This is a genomic window from Desulfovibrio sp. (assembly GCF_034006445.1).
GTDB lineage: Bacteria > Desulfobacterota > Desulfovibrionia > Desulfovibrionales > Desulfovibrionaceae > Desulfovibrio.
This window is the reverse complement of the sequence record NZ_JAVESS010000010.1, coordinates 1-24229: the sequence shown is the minus strand read 5'-3', so window position 1 is coordinate 24229 and position 24229 is coordinate 1. Positions and strand designations below refer to the sequence as shown.

The following is a 24229-nucleotide window of genomic DNA, read 5'->3' as shown; positions in this document are numbered from 1 at the left end:
CCGGACAGAAAAACTCTGAGTCAACACACGGTAATTTAACGATAAAATTGAATTATACGGGCTGGTTTACGGATGAAATCCAGCCCCGCAGACTGTACGCTCAAGGAGCGGCCCAAGGCTGCAAAGCTGGGCGCGCTGTTCAAAAACGGACAGCGCGCCGAAACGAGGGGACAGCGCGCCGAAACGCGGGGACAGCGCACCGGCAATCAGGGGGCAATCAGGGATTGACAGCGCCCGAAAATCTGGGGCTTGCAGCGCGCCGGAGCGGGAAGGTCAGATATTGTGCAGCGCCCGTGCAGCTTCCTGCGCCATGAGGGCGTGCCCGGCTTCGCTGGCGTGCAGACCGTCAGTGTACAGGGCGTCAAAATACTCTCTGCCGTTGAGGGCCGCAGAGACTAAAAACTCTTCAAATCGACGATAAAAATCCACCACAGGCAGGGAAAAATCTTCAGCCAGGCTGTGCAGCCAGGGCCGCAATCCGCCATAGGCGGCGCAGGCCCTATCCACATCCATGCTGGCCAGCAGAGGAAAGGTGATGGGATAGCGCACGGGGATGGGGATGCCGAGCACCGGCTTGACGCGAACATTGAAGCATTGCTGCACCAGGGCGAACATATTGGCTTTTACCACGCCAATATCCGCGCCCAGAGCAAGATCGTTGAACCCGCCCATAAGAATGGCCGCACGGGCGTCGCTAACGGCGCTGTGAGCCTGAAAACGGGCCAGCATACCGCCTGTGGTGTCGCCGTTGATGCCCCAGTTGAGCACCTTCATGCTTGTAGTTTTGGCCAGCAATGAAGGCCAGACCCGGTGACGGGGAATACCGAAACCATATGTGAGGCTGTCGCCCAGGCAGATCAAGGTCATGTGTGTTTTTTACTCCTCTCCCGCTATGGCGTCAAAGAGCGGGCCGCGCCGGAGGGGTAAACCGGCGCGGCCCTGTGCCGCCCACGCTAGAGCATTTTGCTTTTGAAACACTCTTTGTTTCAACGCATCATTCTGGCGAAAAACGTGGTTTTCGCCAGAATCCACGCCACTTCGTGGCGGCTGCCGCCTTCGCGTCAGCAGAGCAATTCCAAAGTGAAATTGCTCTAAGCGGCACGCTGTCCACGAACCTGAAACAGGATGCCTGCCCGATCCTGTTTCAGATTCGCAGATTGCGAAAAAGGCCCTTGCGGCCTTTGCCGCAAATTACAAAGGCAAGCCCATTTGCAGACGGATATGGCGCACGTCCGCTTCTTCCGGCTTGAAAGGATAGTTGCGTATGCCAGGCCCCGGGCGCGAATTGGCGTAGGGGCGGTTGCAGGCCACCTCGCCGTCGCGGCCCGTGCAGCCGCAGGTGCGGAATGGCTCGCCAGCGTTGATGAAGCCGTCCAGCGCGTCCTTTGGCAGTCCGTACCCGGTGATGGCCCGGCGCTGATTGTAGGTGAAGGCTTCGGCGCGGGCATGATCGTGGTCAATGAGCCAGCGCGCCAGCTGGATGCGGCGATACTGGTCAATGGGCGGCGGCAGATGCTCGGCCAGGGGCGACCCCCCCTCGGGGAAAAACGAGAACAGATGCGTGTTGCCGCCCATATCGTGCACACGCTGCATGGCGCGGCTCATCTCTTCTTCGGTTTCGCCCATGCCGACCATAAAATGTGAACCGGCCATGCCCTTGCCGAAAACATCCAGGCTTTCTTCCAGGCATTGCCAGTAGCGTTCCCAGGAGTGCGGCCCCCCTACCCCGGCCCCACGGTACCGGGCAAAGAGCTCCGGCGTGGCAAGGTCAATGGCCACGCCGATCTTGTCCGCTCCGGCGTCGCGGAATTCTTCCAGGTGGCGGCGTGTCAGTATGGTCGGCGAGATGAGCAGGGAAACCGGAATGTCCACGGCCGCGCGCAAACGGCGGCAGATGTCCGTCGCGTCGCGCGGGGCGCGGCTGTTGGTTAGCATGGATATGCAGATGCGCTTGACGCGCTCCTGACGCCGCAAAATGCCCGCAATGACTTCATCCACGGTAAAGGAAGGCCAGGTTACGCGGATAAAGCTCTTGATGGGGCGCTTTTCCTTGGCCCCTGAAAGGCCACAGTAGGAACAGCGGGCCGCGCATCCAGAGCGGTAGGTCAAAAGAAGATTGACGCACGAAAGGCAGGCGTTGCGGTAAAAACTGCCCGGCGCAAAGTCCAGCGTCATGGCGGCGGCAAGGCTCATGCGCACGACATCGGGGCTTTCGGGCGCGGGTTCCTGCCCGCAAACGCCCTGGCTGGGGGAACATTGACTTTTCAGTTCTGTGGCTTGGCTCATAATATCCTCGCTGGCTGCCCTTGAGCAGACGTTTTTTCCATATGCCCGTCACGTGGTGTACGTGAACGCAAATCCTTCCAATACCGGCCTTTCACCAGCCAGCCGTGCCCCCGCCCATACGCACCGAGCAGCAGGTTTTGCGAAACTGCGCCTCAAGCCCCATGCTGGCGGCCATGGCCACGGCCTCCTGTGAAGGCAGGGCCATGCGGTTGACCCCGGCCAGCAGGGCCAGTTCTTCCAGATCGGCGGCGCCCTTGCGGGGGCGGGCGCAGCCCAGGCTTATTTCCGTATCCGGCATGAGTTCCCGTGCCCGCAAGATGACGCCGCAGACCTCGCGCGCCGCTGGCGGGGTCATGCCCGCCATGTCCGTGCCGGGCAAATTCATGCAGGCCACGATGACCAGCAGGGCTGGCGGGTGCCGGGCAACGATTTCCAGAGCCCAGCTTTCACCAAGCAGCCTGCCGAAGTGCAGCCCGGCCACAATGTGCGGCACCACCGGCAGTCCGGCCTGCGCCAGCGCTTCAAGGCTGCTGTCCAGCAACTCCGGGCCGTCTTCAAGATGATAGACCTTGTAGTACGTTTCAGCACTGCCGATGATGTCAATGAGGGCCTGATCCGCCCCGGCGCTTTTCAGATCGCGCGCGGTGGCCGCATCCAGCATGCCGCAGTGAACGGACACAAAAAGCCCTGTCTGCCGCTTAACTTCGGCAATGGCGCGGATGAAATTCTTCCACGGAACCCGCCCCCGACCGTCGCAGCCGCCAGAAAGCAGCACGCCCTGCACGCCCTGCGCCTCAAGCGCCCTGCATTTTTCCAGCAGGCTGCCGGGTTTGCTCACATCGGGCATGCTCTGCAAGAGCGCGCCGCCGCAGTGGGCGCAGTGCTGCGCACAGTCGCGGCCAGTGACGGAAAGCGCGGGGTATTGCCCCTGCACGCCGTCACGCACAAACATGCCTGGCAGGTAGAAGAGTATTTTTTTGCCGTGCCGCGCCCACGAAAGCTCACGGGCCTGCTCCAGCTGCACGTCGTCCCAGTGATCAAGAGGCCGCATAGTATTCCCTGAATCCTATCCAGAACCTGTTTATGGACTGGTCCAGCACGCCGTTATGCCCTTCCCAGTCCAGCCTGCGCTTGTGGGCGTGGGACAGAACGTCGCCGTAAAAGTCGTTCCATTCGTCCGCATAGCCCTGCAAGACATCCAGGCTGTTCTCCCGGACGGCGCGGGCCGCCCAGCGGCCAGCCATCTGGCCGCCCATGACGGCCTGAAAGATGCCCGCCCCTGTTATGGGATGGGTATGCCCCGCCGCGTCTCCGGCCAGCAGTATGTCGCCCGATACGCAGGGCCTGGGCGGCCCGGCGGGTATCCAGCCGCCCGTGAACGACAGGGGCTCGTCGCGCACCAGCCCAAGGGCCGACAGGCCGCGCACAAAGCGCCGCAGCACCCGGCGCAGGCCCGGCGTGTGCCTTTGCCGCAGCATGCCGAGCCCCACATTGGCGACGTCCCCCTTGGGGAAGAGCCAGGCATAGCCGGCAGTGATGCTTTCATCAAAATATATGCAGGTATGGTCCAGAGTTTTGCACAGGGGCAGGCGCACCTGTATGGACGGCAGGCAATGGGTATTGAGCAGCCCGACCCATTGGGCCACGCGCGAATGCGGGCCGTCGGCCCCGATGACGACCTTGGCTTTTATGCTAATCATCCCGCCTGTGGGCGTGGACAACATGATGCAACTGCCCTGCCCGCCTTCACGGCCAAGAACGCAGTGCCCCAGCAGTACATGCGCCCCGGCATCCGCAGCGGCGCTGGCCAGCGCCTGATCGAATTTGTCCCGGTGGATGACATAGCCCGGAGCCGCCATGTCCTGAATACGGTGGCCGTGCAGATAACTGCGCATGCCAAGCGTGGCCTGGGCGATATAGTCCTTGCCCACGTCAGCCTGGCCCACCAGCATTGCCGGTATGTATTCGGCGCAACGCACGGGCACGCCCACTGCGCTGCGGCGCTCCACAAGGGCCACGGAAGCTCCGGCCTGCGCGGCAGCTCTGGCGGCACTGGAACCGGCGGGGCCAGCGCCCACAATCAGCACGTCATAGTGCAGCATGCGTCCCCCCAGCCTTTTTTGCGCCAGCCGCTGCACCGGGCGTTACACCGGGCGCTACACCGAGCGCTACACCGAGCGTTACACCGAGCGTTACACCGGGCGTGACACCGGGAACGACGCCTGACGCGCCATTTGTTATGGCCTGCTGCCCGGCCCCGTCGGCCCGTTCTGCCTGTCCAGACAACTTGGCCTGTCCGGCAACCCGAAGAATGTCATGCAGCAAGGCCATGTTCAGCATGGTCTGGCTGGAGAATTCCCCCCTGTGGGCGGCTTCGCTCTGGTCAAGGTCATAGCAGGTGGTATTTTCGATATCTATGAGGATGCCAGGCAGACCAAGACGGGCGAAATCCTCCACATGCTTGATGTAGAAAGGCTGGCAGCAGCAGCCGATAAAGGCGGGCACGCCCTGCCCCTTCATTTTCTCCAGCTCCTGCATGAGATGCTCAAAGCTGGTGATGCAGACTGTGCTCCATTTGCGCTCGTGGCCCAATGTCCAGGCATCGCCCACAACGCATTCACCGCAGGCGCGGCACGAACGGGTGAAGCGCAGGTCGCAGTCCTTGAGTTTGGCGCAGTACGGCAAGAGCAGCGCCTGCGGCCCAGCCGCCAGCACCTCGTCAAAACTGCCGTTGGTGGTGAAGATGCGGTTGCAGTGCTCAAGGGGGATGCCGTGGCGGGCAATGGCGGCCTTTTCCAGAGCCATGCGCAGGGGAATGCAGATATCTTCCGCCCCCATGTCCGGTATGACGATTCTGCCATCCTTGAAAAAATCTTTTATGATGCCGCACAAATGGTCGCCGTCCAGGGGCTGACCGCGCAGGGCGGCTTCAAGGTCAAAAAGCGCCCGCGACGGAAAGGACAGAAAATCACCGGTGATATAGATATTCTTGAGCGTTTTGCGCGGCATGTTCAGCTGCATGGTCACGCGCACAAGGCCGAAAGGAGACTTGCGCGCGCCCTGCACCACCTCTGTTTTCTCATAGGTGGGGCGCACCATGTCTATCCATTCCTGCGACTGGAAGTGTGGCAGTTTCTCGGCCAGCAGGTCTTCTTCTTCCGCCGTGAGGCCGCCAGGCCGGAGCGTGATGCCCATGTGCTGCTCAAAGGCCTCCACAAGGTTGCGCTTCACTTCCCTGGTTTCGGGCACGCGCCCCAGTTCCCAGGCCAGGCAGGTCACCCTTTTTTTGATGGAATCTATTTCCTTTGCCTTGAGCTTTTCCACAGGCACGCGCAGGCATTTGAGCATGGTTTCAATGTCAAAATCCACCAGCAAGGTACCCTGGAACAAAAAGGCCGACTCGCAGTCCGTGCCGCCCGTACCCGATATTTTGCGGCCCGCCACCTCAATGTCGTTGCGGGGCCTGAAGGATGCGTCAATGCCCATGCCGCGCAGGGCCGTGATGGTGGGTTCGCACAGACGGCGGAACAAATTGGCGTTGGGTATGCCCACGCCGAAAAAGGACTTGGCGCAGATGATTTCCCAACCGAGCTGGTTTTCGTCAAAAAGCAGGCCGCCGCCGCCCGTGATGCGCCGGTTCACGTCAATGCCGTGCTCACGGCAGTAGGACAGGCGCACTTCTTCCTGCAGAGACTGATGAAAACCCACCAGCACCGTTGCCGGGCGAAATTGCAGAAAACGCAGGGTATCTGTGGAGTGTCCGCTGCCGCGCACCTCCACCAGCACCTCGTCCAGAGCCATGTTTTCCGCCGCTGTCATGGGCGGCAAGTCCAGCAGTCGCCACTGCGCTTTCATGAAACTACCCCTTGAAGTCTGGCGGGGAAAAACCGTCCCCGGCGGACCGGGGGCCTTCTCCCCGGCTTTTTGAGATCAACGGCCTGTGACGGCCCCATTTACGGCACGCCGCTGGCTGTCGCGTGAAAAACAATGCTGCAGAACACGGGGGCCGGGGGGCACCCACTAGAGCATTTAACACTTGAAATGCTCGCGTACGGCAGGCAAAAGCCTGCCTACTCGCATTTCGTGGCAAGGATTTTCAGAAAAATCCTTGCAGAGCAGTTAACTCATTTCATTCGTAAACTGCTCTACCCCCCAGCCCCCGGCTATTATCCCTGAGTTCCCGCAGCGCTTTCGGGTTGCGCCGCCCTGGCGGCTTCGGCCGCAACCACGGCCTTGCGGCCAGCCTCTAAGGATTTGGCCACAAGCTGGCTCATATCCATCACATCAATATTGACCTTGTTACGTTTGGCGTAGGTCATCATGGTGCGCACGCACTGCTGACAGTTGGTGATAATGGCCTCCGCGCCTGTGGCCACGGCCTCCTCCACCTTGCGTTTGGCCATGGCGGCGGAAAGATCGGGATCAATCATTTCGAGGTTGCCGCCGCCTCCGCAGCACAGGCAATGCTCGCGGTTATGCTCCATCTCCACCAGAGTGAGGCCGGGGATGCGGGCCATAATCGCGCGCGGTTCGTCAAAAACACGCCCGCCACGCCCGAGGTCGCAGGGATCGTGATACGTGACGGTCATGGGCAGTTCGCCCAGGGGCAGCCTGTCTTCAAGAACGAGCTGGGCCACCATTTCTGAGGCATGGACCAGTTCGAATTCCGGGGGATAGGCTTCGCGCCAGATCTGGTAGCAGGACGGGCAGGTGAACACCACCTTGCGCGCCCCGCGAGCCTTGGCCGCAGCCACGTTATGGGCGATGATGGCGGGCAGCCCCTCGCTCTGGCCAGAGCCCTGCAAAGGAAAGCCGCAGCACCACTCGTCCCCTGCCATAATGGTGAAATCAACGCCGCCAGCATCCAGTATTTCCACAAAGGCCATGGGGATCTTCTGGGCCAGCGGAAAGTACGCGCCCACGCAACCCGTGAAGTACACCACCTCGGCGGAGTCCTTGACACAACCGCCCTTGGGGGGCTTGCGCATGTCGTCCACCCAGTCGCCGCGCTCGTCGTTATCCTCGTCAAAGACGTTGTGGCTGCCGTCGAGGTTGGCACGGATCATGCGTATCTTGTCGGGCGCATCGCCGGTGCGCGAGAGTTCCTCACGCAGGGACAGCCACATGTTCTTGAGGGGCAGACCGGCCGGGCAGACCTCTTCGCAATCGCCGCAGAGTGAACAGCGAAAAACGGAGAGGCCATAGTCCTTGAGCACCTGCGGCGTGGCCAGAGGCTCCCGGCCCAGCATTTCGTTGAGCGCCTTCCAGAAGAAGTTGCCCTCGCGCAGCAGTTTTTTCAGGTTATGCATGCGCACCTGGGCCGAGAGGTCCGCATCGCCCGAGGCCGCCACGGCCGGGCACACGGTGAGGCACTGGCCGCACTCGGTGCAGGCGTCCAGGGCCATACGCTGCCTGATGCTGAATGCTGACTGACGCATGATTTAGTCCTTCTTGAATTTCTTGATATCCTCCAGCAGCCAGGCCTCGATAACGTCCTTGCCGCCGTGGATGAGGGTATTGATCTGGCTCATGTCCACGGGCCTGATCTTGTACATCCAGCCCTTGCCATAGCAGTCGCTGTTGATGAGGGAGGGATTGGCCTCCAGCTCCTCATTGACGGCGCTTATTTCGCCGTCCGCCGGGCTGTAGACCGTGCCCAGCCACTTGCCGGATTCCACCTTGGCGAACTTCTTGCCCGCCGTGACGACCTTGCCCACAAAGGGCAACTGCACAAACACTATCTGTCCGGCCAGTTTTTCAGCGAAATCGTCCATGCCGATGACCAGTTCGTCGCCGTCAACGCGGGTCCAGAAGTGGTATTGGTCGTAATACAGTTCCTCGGGCATATTGTAGCCGGCAATTTCCATAACAGTCTCCTTATGTGGTTCCGGGGCTAGTGACGGCCCCTCAGGGTTTGGACAAGCAGAAACACCGGGGTGGTGACAATGTGGCGCAACTGGCTGAAGGGCATGTAGGCCACGGTGGCCGCCGTAACTATGGCATGCACATACCAGCCCCAGCCGTACACACGGGCCAGTTGCGCAGGGCTCATAAGGGTGAACAGGCTGGCCAGCGCGTGGCCCGCAAAGGCCCACTCACTGCCGTCAGGCATGCCGGTAAGGGCCATGCGCATGCCTTCCAGCACAAAGCCGGTGACGGTGATGGCCAAAAGCAGCCACAGGGCGGGCCAGTCGTGGCGCGGCGCATTGGCTGCCGCCTTCTTTTCCCTGCGCCAGAACAGGGCTGCCCACACAAGGCCAGCCAGCAAGGCCAGACCGCTGACGTCATAGATGAAGGCCGTGGGGGCCCAGTCCTTGGCCAGCATAAGCCAGGGCCATTCCATACCAGCCGCCTGATGCGAGCCTAACAGGGCCAGCACGCCCCAGCTGAAACGGATGAGGAAGGGGAAGAAGATCAGGGCGTGTATGGCCCAGCGCGTGCGCGATTCGCGGTACAGGCGGCGTTGCAGCAGCACGTCCACAAGGAGCGCCAGCCAGCGGTTTTCGCTCGTGCCATGGTGTTCGGGACGCGGGCAACCGTGGGTCTGGCCTGTGCCGTCGGCACTGCTTTGCGTGTCCGATGCCGGAGCAAGACTTCCCTTGCCGAGATTGCTGGTGGAGAACCAGAACAGCATCAGCGCCGCAAAACCCAGCACAAAGATGCCGAGTCCCAGGCGGCTGGGCGTATCCTGCACCGTAAAGGTGCCCGCGTGGCAGCCCATGCACAGCACGCTTTTGGCTGGCAGCACGGCATCCGCCGCGCCCACGCTTCCCGCACCCGCCGGGCTGGCGGCGGAGATGGCCGGAGAATGGCAACGCACGCAGGACGCCGTGCCCGAAGGCAGGCCCATGTCGTGCGCCATGAGGGGGCCAGCGTTCACGCGCGCCACCACCATGCCGTTCTTGAGCACGGGGGTCACGCCCTGCAGATGGCAGCTTTCGCAGCTTACCCGGCTGTGGGCGTCATGAATGACCGATTCCGTATGGCGCGTGTGGCAGGTCAGGCAGGCCACGCGCTCCTGTTTGTTGTGCGGATAGCGCGCCGCGTCCTTGTGACAGGACAGGCAGTCCATATTCTTGTGGGTCATGGCGGCCAGGGCCTGCGCGTCCATGCGGGCGGCTCCGGGCATATCCCTGGCTTCAGGGCCGTGGCAGGTCATGCACAGGGCGCGGGGTTGCAGAGCCTGCGCTTGCAGGGCTTGCGCTTGCGCGGACTGGCCCTGCGTTGCTTGCGCAATCTGCGGCTGTGTGGCCTGGCCCTGTGAAGCCTGTGCCTGCGGGGCAGCAGCGCCGCCGGAACCCGAAGCCGTCGCCGCGCCCGAGGCCGCTTGCGCCACTCCGGTCTGCAGACCGTGACAGGTCAGGCAGGCGGCCACGTCAGCAGCGGGCACGGGCAAGGCCTTTTTCATCTCATGGCAGACATTGCAGGATTGCGAAATATTTGCGCCCTTTCTCAGCCCCTTGGCGCGGGCCTCGGCCCCCAGCACATAGTGCGGGCTATGGCAGGTGGTGCACTGGGCATAATCCTGCCCCTTCACAAGGGCCTTGCCCGCGTGTTTGCCCTTGGCAAGCTCGGCTTCCACCTCACTGTGGCAATTGTAGCAGCCCTCGGCGGAAAAAGCCGTGCTGCCGGGCTGATTCAGCCCCTTGGCCGTGGGATGCTCGGCGGCTTCGGCAATGTCTGTGTGGCAATCGGTACAGGACAGAGCGCTGTGGGCCGAGGCGTGAAAACGCATCTCGTCTATGAGCCATGAACTGCCTGCATGAGCGGCGGCGGGCCGAAGCCAGCAGACCGCCAGCACCAGTAGCAAGGCCACCAGAAAAACGGGCAGAGAGGCGGCGGTATGGCGCGTGTTAAACCACAACTTCATGTTCTTCTCCTAGAGCGGATTACCTTTGAGAATGTCCATTCTTAAAGTTTACGCACGTCATTTACGGCGTTTACCCACACAAATAACAAGCTTTTTCGACACTACAGCGAGCGTCTGCCTGTGCAGCGCCCCAACAGTGCGTCATAATATGTTCTGCAACTACGGCACTGAATCAATCATTTCACCACAGGCAAGGCTTGCCCAAATCTCTTTAGTATGGGGATTGCTACACAATCCCCTGCGGCGCAGTGGCGCACGCCATTCCCTGACGGCCCTGATGCCCCTGATGCCCCTGACTGGCCACAGTCGCGTCCGTGGAGGCCTCGTGGCCATGGCAGGACTGCAGCCGGGACGCGGCGGCCTGCTCTTCCAGCATGGCTTCCGCCCTGTAGGAACTGCGCACCAGAGGCGCTGAGGCCACGCCGGTAAAGCCCATGTTCAGAGCCACGCGCTTCCAGTGATCAAATTCGTCCGGGGCCAGATAGCGCGCCACGGGCACATGGGCCGTGGACGGCGCGAGGTACTGCCCCAGGGTCAGAAAGCGGCAGCCGTGGGCGTGCAGATCCGCCAGGGTCTGCCGTATTTCGTCCCAGGTTTCGCCAAGGCCCAGCATGATGCCGGACTTCACGCGCAGTCCCCTCTCTGCGGCATGGGCCAGAACCTTCAAGGAAAGGTCATAGCTGGCGCGGGGGCGCACCTGGGCGAAAATGCGCCGCACGGCCTCAAGGTTGTGATTGAAGACGTCGGGCCGCACGTCGCAGACGGCGTTGATGGCATCGCGGTTGCCCTGAAAATCCGGCACAAGCACTTCAACGCTGGTATGCGGGCTGGCGGCCCGAACGGCCTTCATGACAGCCACAAAATGCCCCGCGCCGCCGTCGGGCAGGTCATCGCGGGTCACGGAAGTTATGACAGCGTGCCGTAGCTTCATGCGCTGCACGGCCTGCGCCACATTATACGGCTCGGCAGCGTCCGGGGCTTCGGGTTTGCCCTTGCCCACCGCGCAATAGCGACAACCCCTGGTGCAGACGTCGCCCAGAATGATGAATGTGGAGGTGCCGCGCGCAAAACATTCGCCCTTGTTGGGGCACATGGCCTCCTGACAGACCGTGTGCAAATGCAGGCCGGACAGCATGTCCTCCACGGGGCTGACGCTTGCCTCCGGCTGCAGACGCACCGTGAGCCAGTCAGGCCGCCGCTCCTGCGGTTCGGGGCGCGGCGAAAATCCGAACTCGTCGGCGAAGGCGCGCACAAAGCGTCGCGAAACTTCGGCAAAGTCCACGTCATGCCCCAGTTCCTGCCGCATGGAGGTTATGCGCTCGGTGGGATTGCCGCAGGGCGTGATGAGGCCGAACCAGCCAATGTCCGTATTGACGTTGAGGGCCATGCCGTGAAAGGTCACCCATTTGCGCACGGCCATGCCCACACTGGCGATTTTGCCGCCATTGACCCACACTCCGGGGCCGTGGACGCCCATCTGCGGCTCAAGCCCGTAGCCGCGCAGCACGGCGGCAATGGCGGCCAGCAGTTTTTCCATATACAGGTGCAGGTCTTTTTCGTGCAGAAGAATGATGGGATAGGCCACAAGCTGCCCTGGCCCGTGAAACGTGGCCATGCCGCCCCGCTCCACCCAGAAGAGCCCCACGCCCTGCCGCCTGAGGTGTTCTTCGCTCACATGCAGGTGTTCGGCCAGACCGCCGCGCCCCATGGTGATGACCGGCTCGTGCTCCAGCAACAGCAGGGTGTCGCCGGTGACGCCGTTGATGCGGGAACTCACGCGGCTTTTCTGAAAATCCAGGGCTTCGCCGTATTCGATACGGCCAAGGTCGAGGATTTCCAGAGGCGTCGCGCAGCCCGCCCGAGGCGGAGTATTTTGCGGCAAGGCTTGAACTCTGGACATGGCGCTTCTTCCTTGAAAATTGCATGCTCCGGCCGTCCTGCGGCTGAACCGGCACGGTTTGCTGTGGGACGGCCGGAGCTTGTTTATGCGGTATTATCCTCTTTTGGGCAGGTACAGGGCCCAGCCAGCGGCGTCGCGTGCGGCGTCCACCACTGTTTCGCAGAAGGCCGGATGCACGCGGAAGCCCTTGGCAAATTCGCGCACCGTGCATTCAAGCTGCATGGCCAGCACCGCTTCGCCTATAAGCTCCGAAGCGCAGCTGCCCACGATGTGTACGCCCAGGATTTCTCCGGTTTCAGCGTCGGAAACCATCTTCACCGCGCCGTCCACCTCGCCGCGCAGCATGGCGTAGCCGTTGATGGAGTACGGGAAGCCGCCCACCTCAACCTCATAGCCCTTGCGCTCGGCCTGCTCTTCAGAAAGGCCCACGGAACCCATTTCCGGGCTGCCCCAGATGGCGCGGGAAACCAGGTGGGCCGGGAACTTCGCAGACATGCCCATGCAGTTTTCCGCCGCGCAGATGCCCATGGCCGACGCCACATGGCTCAGCATCCAGCCGCCCGTGCAATCGCCGATGGCGAAGATGGAGGGGCAGGCGGTGCGGCACTGGCCGTCAACCACGATGCTGCCGTCATCGCCAAAGCCCACGCCAAGGGCCTCAAGGCCAAGCCCGGCGCTGACGGGCTTGCGGCCGGAAACCAGCACCTTGTCCACGTCAACGGTCTGTTCCTTGTCGCCGCTCTTGAGGGTGCAGGTCTTGCCCGCAACCTTGACCAGGGTGTGACGCGCAATAATCTGCACGCCGCGCTCGCGCAGGGACTGGGCCAGACGCTGGCTGGAATCCTGATCCTCATCGGGCAGGATGCGGGGGCCGGGCACGGCGTAGACCACCTTGCTGCCAAGGATGCTCAACAGCGCGGCCATTTCAACGCCGATATAGGTGGGATCGGTGACAAGAACCGAAGCCGGGGCTTCCTTCATGTCCAGCAGGGCGTCCGAGGTGAAGGCCGCGCCGGAAAGACCGGGCACATCGGGCATGTCGAGCATGCTGCCCGTGGCCACGATGATGTTTTTGGCCTCAAATTTTTTGCCGTCCACTTCCACGCTGTTGGGGCCGGTTATTTTCGCCATGCCCGTGATGACTTCCGCGCCGTTGTTGGCCAGCAGTGCTTCCATACCCATGCGGATGTCGTTGGACACGCCCTGTTTGCGGGCCAGCACCGCGTTGAAGTCCAGCTTGCCCACAGTCAGTTCAAGGCCGAATTCTCCGGCATTGCGCGACTGTTCAAGCAGGGTGGCGGCGCGCAGCCATATCTTGCTGGGAATGCAGCCGCGCATGACGCAGGTGCCGCCCATATTGCCGCCTTCGACCAGAGCCACCTTACCCTTGAGCTGTGAAGCGCGGATGGCGGCGGCATATCCGCCGGGGCCACCACCAATAACAAGCACGTCGTACATTTTGTTCTCCTGAACGCTGTTTGTATTTCTTGTGTGCGGGATACGCCCGCTGCCGGAATATCCACCCGGCTTTCCCGAACCCGGGGCATTCTTGGCTTTCCGCCAATGCCTCTGCAATCCTGGCGCACCCCGCCCGTAAAACCGTACACAATTCAAGCCTGCATTACGCCGCCAGCGCGGTTTGCTGTCGCATGCGCGCTGCAAACGCGGCATGCCTCACCGTGGCACGAGCCTTTCAGGCCCGGAACGCCTCAGAACAACAGCAGGGCCGGTTCCGCCAGAAACTCGGTCAGCGTCTTTAAAAATTCCGCCGCCGGAGCGCCGTCTTCAACCCTGTGGTCAAAGGTGAGGCTCAGGCCCATCATGGAACGCACCACAATGGCCCCGTTGCGCACCACGGGCTTTTCCGTCACGCGGCCCACGCCCAGGATGCCCGTTTCGCCGGGTTTCAGGATGGGGGTAAAAAAGTCCACCACGGAATGCGCCATGTTGGTAATGGTAAACGTGCCGCCGCTCATGTCGTCGGGCGTGAGGCCGCCCTTGCGCGCGCGCCCGGCCAGCAGGCGGGCCTCGCTGGCGATACGGAGCAGGCCCATGTCATCCGCATTGTGCAGCACGGGAACCACAAGCCCTTCGGGCAGGGCCACGGCCACGCCCATGTGCACTTCGGCGTGGCGGGTGATGGTGTCGCCATCAAGGGTGGCATTCATGCGCGGGTGCTTTTTCAGCGTGCGGGACACGGCCAGGATGAGCACATCGTTCATGGACAGGCGGAAGTCCTTGTCCTTCTTGTGCCTGGCCCTGAGGTCGGCGATGATGTCCACGCAGGCGGTCACGTCGGCCTCGCTGACCAAAGTGAGCTGCGCGGAATTCTGCAGGCTGGCCTGCATGTTGTCGGCAATGATCTTGCGCATGCCTTCCATGGGCACTGTACCAGGGCCGTCGGCGCCAAACCCATTTGCGCCAAACCCATTTGCGCCAGACCCATCGGCGCAAGAAGCTGCTCCGGCCTGGGCCTTGGCCTCTTCAGCCGCGAACTTTTCGGGGTGCAGCGCGCGTTCCACATCTTCGCGCACGATCTTGCCGCCCTCGCCGGTGCCGGTGAGCGTTGTAATGTCCAGCCCTGCGCGGGCGGCCACAACAGCGGCCAGGGGCGTGATCTTGATCTTGCCTACAGCATCAAAGCGGGCACGCACGTCACGCTCGAGAATGCGCCCTTCGGGGCCGCTGCCGACCACACAGGCAATATCCACATCAAGTTCGCACGCCAGCCGCCGTGCGGCGGGAGAGGAGAAGGCCCGCCCGCCTGAGCGTGGGGGCTGGGCGGCGGCTGGCGTGCTCTTTTGGGCAGCGGCAGGGCTTGCGGCATCAGCATCACCGGCAGGGGAAGAGGCGGCTCCGCCCTCAACTCGGGCGGGATTTTCCCCAGGTTCTGCAATAATGCCCAGCACCGCGCCTACTGCCACTTCCTGCTTGGGCTGCACGAGGATCTGAAAAAGCACGCCGTCGGCCGGGCTTTCGACCTTGTTGGTGATCTTGTCCGTTTCCACCTCAAAAAGGTCGTCCCCCTGCTTAACCATGGCGCCTTCGGCCACGAACCATTTGGAAACCTTGCCGGTCTTCATGGTGAGACCCAGTTTCGGCATGGCAAGTTCAATACTCACTGCTATACTCCTGCTGATTTTATAGATGTGTTATGGCAAAAGGCTGTCCGGCGGCTTTTTTCAGTAATGTAGCTGCATCAACGGTAGCCAATAATGCTCCGGATCAGGCAAAAATGCCGTCGCCGCTCACGTTGCCGAGGCCGGGGTGCACGTCAAAGCGCACAACGCCCACGGGAACCTGCACCGCGCGGGACACAAGGGCCGTCCCCTGCACGCCAAACCCGCCGCACAGTTCAATGCAGACGCAGCCTTCTTCATTGACGGCCTTTTGGGCCGCCGCCACTGCCTGGGCATAGGTGGCCACGCCAATGGACAAAAGATCCACAGCGGGAGTGCGCGTCCAGTTTCTGTATTCGGCGGGAGAATCCGCCCCGGATTCCATCTTGGTAAGAAAAATGAATGCTGCCTTGAGTTTCATATGCTCCCCTTCAGTTTTGCCTTTGAACCATGACGCTCTTGCCGCGCGTGCCGACCCTGGCCTGCTGCCATGCTTGCTGCTGTGCCGCGCGTGCCGCAGTTGCCACGTTGCCGTGTCGCCGTGTAACCGCGCGTGCCGCAAGCGCTAGAGCAGTTCACGAATGAAATGAGTTAACTGCTCTGCAAGGATTTTTCTGAAAAATCCTTGCCACGAAATGCGAGCAGGCGGGCTTTGCCTGCCGTACGCGAGCATTTCAAGTGTTAAATGCTCTAGCGGGAGTAGCAGACCTGCGCCCCGCGTATGAACAGTCCACGCTGGCGCGCGTATTCGAGCGTGCGCTGCACATCCACCACGCGCAGCCAGTCGTCCGACAGCCTGACCCCGGCCCGCTGCCCCTTGCGCACTTCAACCTCGCGCTCGCCGTCCAGCGCCAGGGTGCAGGGCGAGTGACGCACGGCAATGACGTCGCCGGGCAGCATTTTGTGCATGCCGGACACGCCCACATCGGCAAAAAGGCCGGGGCCGATGGCCGCACGCACGCGACAGGCGAAATCGGGATCAATATCCAGCGCCAGACCGCGCGGCTCTTCCGGCCGGATGCTGTCCAGCTGGCCGCCAACGGCGGAAAATCCTATGCAGGCGGGGTTGCAGCGCGAAAAAAAGAGCTGACTCACGTCGCTCATGTCCCACAGGGCGCGCGACCCCACAAAAAGGTTGTCCGACACGGCCACGTCCACCAGGGCGATGTCCACCGGCGTATCGTCCACCAGAACCTCAAGAAGGCTCACCTCGGTACAGCCCTCGCCCACAGAGACGCCGCCACAGGCCAGAACGCCCGCGGCCAGGCCAGCCACCGTGGCTTCTGTCATGATGGGAAAAACATTGTTTGTGCCTGTTGAAAGGGGCAGCAGCGGCGTGTTGCGCGCCCCCTTGCAGGCGGCGCGGCTGGTGCCGTCGCCGCCAAGCACGATGATGACGGCCACGCCCGCTTCCTGCATGAGGGCGGCGGCATTGACCGTATCCTGCTGCGTATTGTGCAGATACATATCCACCGGAGTCACGTTGACAGGCGTTTCAAGGCTTTCCAGATCGCTGAGGGCGCGGGGTACGATGCCGTACCCCTCGGGCATGTAGAGAACATCCCGCACTCCGGCAGCGGCCAGACCAACCAGGATGCGGCGCACCATGCGCACCTTTTCCTGATTGTCGAAGACGCTGCCGTGCGCGACTATGCGGCGAATGTCCTTGCCTGAAGCTGGATTGGCGATAATGGCTGCTTTCACGTGAACTCCGGTGGAAATTTCGGCCGCAGGCCATACCTGCGGCCATACCTGCTAGAGCCTTTAACTCATTTCATTCGTAAACTGCTCTAGCGCAACGGTTGCTCCGCTCTTAGCGAAGGCCTTTGACCGCAGCCACAATCTGTTCCGCAGAAGGAATGTAGGCCGCTTCCAGCGGAGGGCTGAAGGGCACGGGGCAGTACGGAGCGCCCACGCGCGCTATGGGGGCGTCCAGATAGTCCAGAGCCTCCTCGGCCACCATGGCGGCTATTTCAGCGCCAGCACCGGCGGTTTTCACAGCTTCCTGGGCAATCACCAGCGCATGGGTTTTTTTGACGGAATTGAGGATGATGTCCTTGTCCAGCGGCACGAGGCAGCGGGGGTCCACCACTTCAACGCTGATGTCTTCGGCGGCCAGCTTTTCGGCGGCTTCCAGAGCCTTGTGCACCATGAGGGACGTGGCCACCACGGTCACGTCGGTGCCTTCGCGCTTGATTTCGCCCTTGCCCAGGGGGATTTCATAAACAGCGTCGTCCACTTCGCCTTCCACGCCGTAGAGCAGCTTGTGCTCAAGGAAGACCACGGGGTTGTCGTCACGGATGGCGCTGATGAGCATGCCTTTGGCGTCCGCAGGGGTGGAGGGGATGCACACCTTGATTCCTGGCATATGCATGAACCAGGCTTCCAGGCACTGGGAGTGCTGGGCCGCGGCGCTGACGCCCGCACCCTGGGGCATGCGCAGCACCATGGGCACCTTGGCCTTGCCGCCGAACATGTAGTGCATCTTGGCTGCCTGGTTGAAAAGCTGGTCCATGGCTACGCCGATGAAGTCCACGAACATGAGCTCGGCGATGGGCCGCAGACCGGCCGCCGCAGCGCCCGCCGCAGCGCCCACGATGGCGCTTTCGGTAATGGGGGTGTCACGAACGCGGCGTTCGCCGAATTTGTCAAAAAGCCCCTGGGTCACGCCGAAACAACCGCCGAACTTGCCCACATCTTCACCGATGATGAACACATTTTCGTCCCGCTCCATCTCCTGGCGCATGGCATCGTTGATCGCCTGCAGGTAGGTTTTGATGGCCATATCTTTCTCCATTATGAAAATATGAAGGTGGTTCCCTAAAATTACTCCGCCGTCCCGAATGATGCTCCGGAGTGTCAGGCGTACACGTCTTCCATCAGGGCAGCCTCAGTGGGGAAGGGGCTGTCTTCGGCGAACTTCACGGCTTCATCCACGTCGGCTGTCACCTTGGCGGTGATGGCGTCCAGTTCCGCCTGGGTGGCCAGACCAGAGTCAACCAGCTTGGCTGCGAAACGCGGCAGGGGATCCTTGGCCTTCCATTCTTCCAGTTCCTGATCGGAACGGTAGACGCAGGCATCACCTTCAAAGTGGCCGCGCCAGCGGTAGGTCTTGCATTCAACAAGCGAGGGGCCATGGCCCTTGCGCGCCCGTTCCACGGCTTCGGTCACGGCTTCGTAGACAGCCAGCACGTCGTTGCCGTCAACCACAACGCCGGGCATGTCATAGCCTGCCGCGCGGTCGGCGATATCGGTAATGGCCATGGCCCTGTGCTGGGCGCAGGAGATGCCGTATCCATTGTTTTCATTGATGAAGACCACGGGAAGCTTCCAGGCGCTGGCCATGTTGAGCGCTTCCTGGGTGGTGCCCTGGTTGGACGCGCCGTCGCCGAAGAAGCAGGCGCACACGCCCTTGTTGTTCTTGTACTGGCAGCTCAGGGCCGCGCCCACGGCCAGGGGGCCGCCGCCGCCAACGATGCCGTTGGCGCCAAGGATGCCGATGTTGAAGTCGGCGATGTGCATGGATCCGCCCTTGCCCTTGCAGTAGCCCGTGGAACGGCCGAAGATTTCGGCCATCATGAGCTTGAGGTCGCCGCCCTTGGCCAGACAGTGACCGTGCCCACGGTGGGTACTCGTGATCATGTCCGTCTTTTTAAGAGCCGCGCAGGCTCCCGTGGCCACGGCTTCTTCACCGAGATACAGGTGAACGAAACCGGGAATCTTGCCCGCCGCGAAGAACTTTTGCAGTTCCGTTTCAAAAAGGCGGATCTTGGTCATGGTGCTGAACATTTCCAGCAAGACCTTCTTGTCGGGATGTTTCATGATGCTCTCCTCCTTTACATGATCAGTGCCTGTTCAATCCACATAGACCGACACGGTAAGAGCCGCGCAGGCCATCACAATATCGCTGCATCCCGGCCCGAAAATAGGCACTTCCAGACCAGGAACGCGCAATCCGCCGGAAACAATGGTCACGTTTTTATCGCCAATGGGTATGGCGGCTTTTACGGCCTCCACATCCACGCCCGCAGGGTCGGGCACGGCGATTTCAGCGTGCACGTGCACTCCCTGAAAAGACGAGCGGCCGAGCACTTCAACCAGACCACAGAGACATGACCGTGAAATGGCGTCTTTCACGGCGCGCCTGGCGGCCTTGGTCATGTCCGCACCGTGCAGATCCGCTCCGGTGCCGAGTTCAACAATGTAGCGTTGAAGCATGGTTTCCTCGCTTTGTCCGCTCGGGCTTAGCCCAGCATGCGCACCGGTTTTTCCAGCATGTCTGCAAGGGTGCGCAAAAAGCTCATGGCCGGGCCGCCGTCGGTGACCATATGGTTGAAGGTGAGCGAAAGCGTCATCATCTTGCGCGCGCACACTTCACCCTCGAACACGCCCGGTTTTTCCACCACACGGCCAACGCCAAGGATGCCCGTTTCCGGCGGATTCAGGATGGGCGTAAAGCCGTCGACGCCAAGCATGCTCACGTTGGAGATGGTGAAGGTGCCGCCGGATATCTCGTCCATGGAAAGCCCGCCCTTGCGGGCGCGTGAAGCCGCGTCGCGCACCTTTTCCTTGAGCTGTTCAAGGCTGAAGGTGTCGGCGTTTTTCACATTGGGCACGATTAGGCCCGTATCCAGGGATACGGCCATGCCCAGATTGACGTGTTTATGCAGATGGATGCCGTCTTCCCGCAGGGTGCTGTTCATGACGGGGTGACGCAGCAGGGCGCGGCACACGGCAAAGGCTATGATGTCGTTGTAGGAAAGGCGGTAGTCGGGGTTCTTTTTGTTGCGGGCCAGCATGCTGTCGCGCAGGGCCACCATTTCGGTCACGTCGGCTTCCACAAAAACCGTAAGCTGGGCAGCACCCTGAAGGCTGGCCATCATATTGTCGGCTATGAGCTTGCGCAGGCCGTCCATGGGCACAATTTCGTCTTCGCAGCCGGGGCCGGAAGGCCCGGAAGGCACGGAAGAACCCGCGCAGGAACCGGAGGCTGCCGGGGCGGCCCCCCCAGCGGAAGGAGCCTTTTGGGCGGCTTCGTGGGCTGCCCGCACGTCTTTTTCGGTCACGGCCCCGTCACGCCCGGACCCTTGCACCGAGGCAAGATCCACGCCCAGTTCCGCAGCCAGTCTGCGCGCGGCGGGCATGGCCCGTGCCGGCTCGCCGGAGGCTTTGGCAGCGGCACCGGAAGTCGGGGCTTTTTCCGCCTTGGCAGGGGCTGCGGAGGAGGCGGCGGCACTGGCGGCGGGCTGCGCCGCCACGGCTTCACCGGCTGCGCCAATGACGCCGATGACCTGCATGACCGGCACCACTTCGCCCTGCGGGGAAACTATCTGTAAAAGTACGCCACTGGCGGGGGACTCCACCACATTGGTAATCTTGTCGGTCTCCACTTCCAAAAGCGGCTGCCCCGTTTCCACCGCGCCGCCTTCTGACACAAGCCAGCGCGCTATCTTGCCGGTTTTCATGGTCAGGCCCCATTTGGGCATCTGCACTTCGTAGGCCATCCTCAAACCTCCTCATGTGGAGCGATTTTTTATGACAGACGGTACGTTCGGATTCCGGGGCGGCCAACGCCCGCCGTAAAGTATTCGACTTTCGGCAATACCCCCGACCCGGCCCATCCATTTGCTGCTCTTGTCCAAGTAGTGCAACTCTGATGCCATCTTATAACATGCTAAAATCTAATATAATTTTATTAAGTATCACCAATACACAGTTAAAGTGTTCAAAAATGGAACATTTTTACATGACAACATACCAAATACAGGACACTTCAATATAAAAACATGACATAATTCTGCCATGATAGTTGTAGTTCTCTAGTAAAATCCTGCGAAAACCCTATTCATTTTTTCTAAATACTAAGGTATTACTTTCTCCAACTAGATTTGTTCCAGCGTACACAGAACCGTCACATGCGGTGGGCCTGTCTTGCCATCCTGACAGGGTGTGTGTCGGTCGCGCGGAACAAGCCACAATGCGGCCATCCGCAGGCGGTTTACGCCACATGAATGCGGCATGAGGAGAAGGGTATGTACGTATTGCAGCGCAATGGTGATGTTTTTGAAATGCGGCAAGAACCCAGAGGAACATCCAAATCTCCGCGCCCCGGACTTTTGCTCGGCGGCGGCTCCTCAAGCGGCAAGCAAAGGCGAGATGTGTGGGAAACATTCATCAGAACAGGACACATCGACGATCCCACACTTCCCCGGCCCATCGCCGCATCCTGGCAGCGTTGCCGCGACATGGGCGTCGACCCCCTTTCGCCCCGGTGCTGCGAGTTCACCCCCATGACGCAGATAGAGCCCCTGGCCGACATCTACGCCGATCTGGCGGCGGATGTGGAGCGGCAGGTATATGATCAGATAAAGCAGAGGGGCCTGCTCATTACGGTGGCTGACGCCGAGGGGCGCATTTTGCGCACCTGTGGCAGCAAGGAAGTTCTGCTGGAGGCCGACCGCCTGCATTTCGGGCCGGGGGCCGTGTGGTCGGAACTCAGCGTGGGCACCAACGCCATCAGTCTGTCCATTAACGACGGCACGCCAGCCCAGGTCATGGGAGTGGAACACTTTTGCAACAGCCACCAGTCCTGGGGCTGTTCGGCGGCTCCCATTTTCACGCCATTTGGCGACCTGTGGGGCTGTTTTGATATTTCCGGCCCCACCAGCGCCGACCACAGCCATGCCCTGTGGCTGGTCATGGGCGCTGCCCGCGAAATTGAGCGCCTTTTGCTCAACGCTTCGCTGGCCACTATGGAAAACAAGTCGCGCAGCCTCTTGAACACCCTGTTCAGTTCCATGCCCATAGGCATACTCATGGTGGATGATGAGGGCCGCATAAGCTACGCCAATACCCTCGCCGCCCGCATGTTGCGCTATGCCGGAGATCTGCGCGACTGCCGCGCCGACATGTTTTTCTGCAGCCCCGCGCACACGCACTGGCGGCAGAACAACGCCGAAAGCGTGCCGCTGCGCTGCACCGCAAACCCGGAACTCAGCGCCCGCATCGTGTCATTCATGACCAGCGGCACTGAAAACCGCCACTCCATAATTACCTTGCAGGCCGAGGCCCCGCGCGTTCTGCCGACGCCCGTCCGGCGAAGCCGCCGCGAAGAGCCCCGCCCCTTTGGCGACATCCTCTACCGCAGCGAAAAAATGGCCAGTGTTGTGGCCAGAGCACGGCATATGGCCCAAAGCCCGGCAGCCATACTGCTGTATGGCGAAACCGGCACAGGCAAGGAACTTTTCGCCAGGGCCATCCACGAGGCCAGCGCGCAGGCTGACGGCCCCTTTGTGGCAGTCAACTGCGGCGCCCTGCCCCGCGAGCTTATTCAGAGTGAACTTTTTGGCTATGAAAAAGGAGCGTTTACCGGCGCGGCGGAAAAGGGCCGCCCCGGCAAATTTGAACTGGCTGAAAAGGGCACGCTTTTTCTGGATGAAATATCTGAAATGCCCCTGGAAATGCAGGTCAACCTGCTGCGCCCGCTGGAAGAGCGCTGCGTGACCCGTGTGGGCGGCAAACAGAACATCAAGGTGGACTTCAGGCTTATCACGGCCACCAACCGGGATCTCGACCAGCTTATGACCTCGGGGAGTTTTCGCCAGGATCTTTTTTACCGCATCCACGTGCTGGCGCTTGAGATTCCCCCCTTACGCGAGCGCAAGGACGACATCGGCCTCATTGCGGAATACCACTGCCGCCGACTGTGCTGCACCTACGGCCAGCCTTTTGGCGGCCTTTCGGCCGAGGCCCTGCGCATTATGGAAGACTACGCCTGGCCCGGCAACGTGCGCCAGCTTGTGCACAGCATGGATTTTGCCGTCAATATGGCCCAGGGCGGCTGTATCCTTCCCGAACACCTGCCTGCCCCCCTGCATGCCCGGCACGAGCCGCTGGCCGCTGGCGGCGGCGACTGCGCCATGACCGCCCTGCCCCGCATGACGGAGTTCAACCTGGGCAGCATCGAGGCCCACGCCATCAAGGCAGCCCTGGCCCACTACAAGGGCAACATGCTGCAAGCGGCCAAGGCCTTGGGCATAGGGCGCAACACCCTTTACGCGAAACTGCGCAAAATAGATCACTGCAACTGATCCCGCCGATCTGTCATCTTTTTTTGCTGGCTGCTCCCCGATTTTCTTCTCTGCCCGGAATTGCGTACAGCGAAATTCCGGGCAGAGGGGCGTATATGCTGTTCCATACCAGCACAGCACAGGCCGGATTGTGTTCGGGCATGGAACAAGCATCATGCACCTGGTATGACAATCGACATGTGCATTTTTTCCCTATCAAGGATGTGAGCCGCTTCCCGGCCTGATTGCCAAAAATCCGCGCCACTGCGGCCTTTAAGGCACGACCTGTGCAAATGAAAGGGCATCATATACCCTTTTACGAGAGAGGTCGTTATGGCGGAGAGCATGCAAGCCGCGGTATGGCACGGTAAAAAAGATGTGCGGGTTGAAACGGTGCCTCTTCCTTCCCCCCCGGCCCCCGGTTGGGTGCAGGTGAAGGTTGAGTGGTGCGGTATTTGCGGGTCTGACCTGCATGAATACCTGGCCGGCCCCATCTTTATTCCTGTGAACGCTCCCCACCCGCTCACCGGCAAACAGGGCAGCCTCATCCTGGGGCATGAATTTACCGGCAAGGTTGTGGCCGTTGGCGAGGGCGTAACCAGCATCAAGGTTGGCGACATGGTGGCCCCCGATGCCTGTCAGCATTGCGGCGAATGCCAACCCTGCCGCGAAGGGCGCTACAACGTCTGCGAAAAACTGGCCTTTACCGGCCTGCATAATGACGGGGCTTTTGCATCCCTTGTGAATGTGCCCGCCGAATTGTGCTACGTGCTGCCCGAAGGCGTCAGCGCCGAGGCCGGAGCCGTCATGGAGCCGCTGGCCACGGGCTTCAAGGCCGTGCGCATGGCTGGCAGCATATTGGGGCTTAACGTGGTTGTGCTCGGCGCGGGCACCATCGGCCTTGGCACCATTATGGCCGTCAGAGCCGCAGGCGCGGGCAAGATCATTGTGGTGGAAATGTCCAAGGCGCGCATTGAAAAAGCCA

General features: G+C 61.4%; 19 protein-coding genes. 2 read left to right on the top strand and 17 right to left on the bottom strand.

Annotation, left to right across the window (positions count from 1 at the left end):
• Positions 1 to 273: 273 nt before the first annotated feature.
• The 17 genes from RBR41_RS09535 to RBR41_RS09455 form a co-directional block, all read right to left on the bottom strand.
• A complete protein-coding gene (locus tag RBR41_RS09535; protein WP_320352329.1) occupies positions 274 to 867 on the bottom strand; it encodes a GDSL-type esterase/lipase family protein in 594 nt (197 codons plus the stop codon).
• 324 nt (positions 868 to 1191) lie between these two features.
• Entirely contained in the window at positions 1192 to 2286 is a 1095-nt protein-coding gene (locus tag RBR41_RS09530) for a radical SAM protein (RefSeq protein WP_320352328.1), read from the bottom strand.
• Between the two features lie 91 nt (positions 2287 to 2377).
• Positions 2378 to 3337 (bottom strand): radical SAM protein, encoded by a 960-nt coding sequence (locus tag RBR41_RS09525; protein ID WP_320352327.1) that lies wholly within the window; start codon positions 3335 to 3337, stop codon positions 2378 to 2380.
• Positions 3324 to 4388 carry an NAD(P)/FAD-dependent oxidoreductase gene (locus RBR41_RS09520; protein ID WP_320352326.1) on the bottom strand — a complete coding sequence of 355 codons (1065 nt, stop codon included), beginning with the start codon at positions 4386 to 4388 and terminating at the stop codon, positions 3324 to 3326. Before RBR41_RS09520 ends, RBR41_RS09525 begins: the two co-directional genes overlap by 14 nt.
• Positions 4375 to 6141: a lipoyl protein ligase domain-containing protein gene (locus RBR41_RS09515; protein ID WP_320352325.1), complete on the bottom strand. Its 1767-nt coding sequence runs from the start codon at positions 6139 to 6141 to the stop codon at positions 4375 to 4377. Before RBR41_RS09515 ends, RBR41_RS09520 begins: the two co-directional genes overlap by 14 nt.
• A 311-nt stretch (positions 6142 to 6452) precedes the next feature.
• Positions 6453 to 7724, bottom strand: a complete 1272-nt coding sequence (locus RBR41_RS09510; RefSeq protein ID WP_320352324.1) for a (Fe-S)-binding protein — start codon at positions 7722 to 7724, stop codon at positions 6453 to 6455.
• Positions 7725 to 7727: 3 nt separating this feature from the next.
• Positions 7728 to 8153 (bottom strand): glycine cleavage system H protein, encoded by a 426-nt coding sequence (locus RBR41_RS09505; RefSeq protein ID WP_320352323.1) that lies wholly within the window; start codon positions 8151 to 8153, stop codon positions 7728 to 7730.
• A 26-nt stretch (positions 8154 to 8179) separates the two neighbouring features.
• A complete protein-coding gene (locus tag RBR41_RS09500) occupies positions 8180 to 10156 on the bottom strand; it encodes a cytochrome c3 family protein (RefSeq protein ID WP_320352322.1) in 1977 nt (658 codons plus the stop codon).
• Positions 10157 to 10382: 226 nt separating this feature from the next.
• A complete protein-coding gene (gene lipA / locus RBR41_RS09495; RefSeq protein WP_320352321.1) occupies positions 10383 to 12056 on the bottom strand; it encodes a lipoyl synthase in 1674 nt (557 codons plus the stop codon).
• Positions 12057 to 12149: 93 nt separating this feature from the next.
• Positions 12150 to 13514 carry a dihydrolipoyl dehydrogenase gene (lpdA, locus tag RBR41_RS09490; RefSeq protein ID WP_320352320.1) on the bottom strand — a complete coding sequence of 455 codons (1365 nt, stop codon included), beginning with the start codon at positions 13512 to 13514 and terminating at the stop codon, positions 12150 to 12152.
• 251 nt (positions 13515 to 13765) lie between these two features.
• Positions 13766 to 15178: a dihydrolipoamide acetyltransferase family protein gene (locus RBR41_RS09485; protein WP_320352319.1), complete on the bottom strand. Its 1413-nt coding sequence runs from the start codon at positions 15176 to 15178 to the stop codon at positions 13766 to 13768.
• Positions 15179 to 15281: 103 nt separating this feature from the next.
• Complete coding sequence (locus tag RBR41_RS09480; RefSeq protein ID WP_320352318.1) at positions 15282 to 15596, bottom strand: DUF6506 family protein; 315 nt, start codon at positions 15594 to 15596, stop codon at positions 15282 to 15284.
• A gap of 269 nt (positions 15597 to 15865) precedes the next feature.
• Complete coding sequence (locus RBR41_RS09475) at positions 15866 to 16879, bottom strand: ATP-NAD kinase family protein (protein WP_320352317.1); 1014 nt, start codon at positions 16877 to 16879, stop codon at positions 15866 to 15868.
• A 109-nt stretch (positions 16880 to 16988) separates the two neighbouring features.
• A complete protein-coding gene (locus tag RBR41_RS09470; RefSeq protein WP_320352316.1) occupies positions 16989 to 17960 on the bottom strand; it encodes an alpha-ketoacid dehydrogenase subunit beta in 972 nt (323 codons plus the stop codon).
• A 74-nt stretch (positions 17961 to 18034) separates the two neighbouring features.
• Positions 18035 to 18997 (bottom strand): thiamine pyrophosphate-dependent dehydrogenase E1 component subunit alpha, encoded by a 963-nt coding sequence (locus RBR41_RS09465; protein ID WP_320352315.1) that lies wholly within the window; start codon positions 18995 to 18997, stop codon positions 18035 to 18037.
• Positions 18998 to 19030: 33 nt separating this feature from the next.
• The gene (locus tag RBR41_RS09460) at positions 19031 to 19393 is read right to left on the bottom strand and encodes a Lin0512 family protein (RefSeq protein WP_320352314.1); all 363 of its coding nucleotides are present in this window, start codon (positions 19391 to 19393) and stop codon (positions 19031 to 19033) included.
• 26 nt (positions 19394 to 19419) lie between these two features.
• Complete coding sequence (locus RBR41_RS09455; RefSeq protein WP_320352313.1) at positions 19420 to 20679, bottom strand: dihydrolipoamide acetyltransferase family protein; 1260 nt, start codon at positions 20677 to 20679, stop codon at positions 19420 to 19422.
• Positions 20680 to 21207: 528 nt separating this feature from the next.
• Between RBR41_RS09455 and RBR41_RS09450 the strand changes: the two genes are divergently transcribed.
• Positions 21208 to 23265 carry a sigma-54-dependent Fis family transcriptional regulator gene (locus tag RBR41_RS09450; protein WP_320352312.1) on the top strand — a complete coding sequence of 686 codons (2058 nt, stop codon included), beginning with the start codon at positions 21208 to 21210 and terminating at the stop codon, positions 23263 to 23265.
• Positions 23266 to 23589: 324 nt separating this feature from the next.
• On the top strand, positions 23590 to 24229 hold a 640-nt coding region (locus RBR41_RS09445), incomplete at its 3' end, for an alcohol dehydrogenase catalytic domain-containing protein (RefSeq protein ID WP_320352310.1).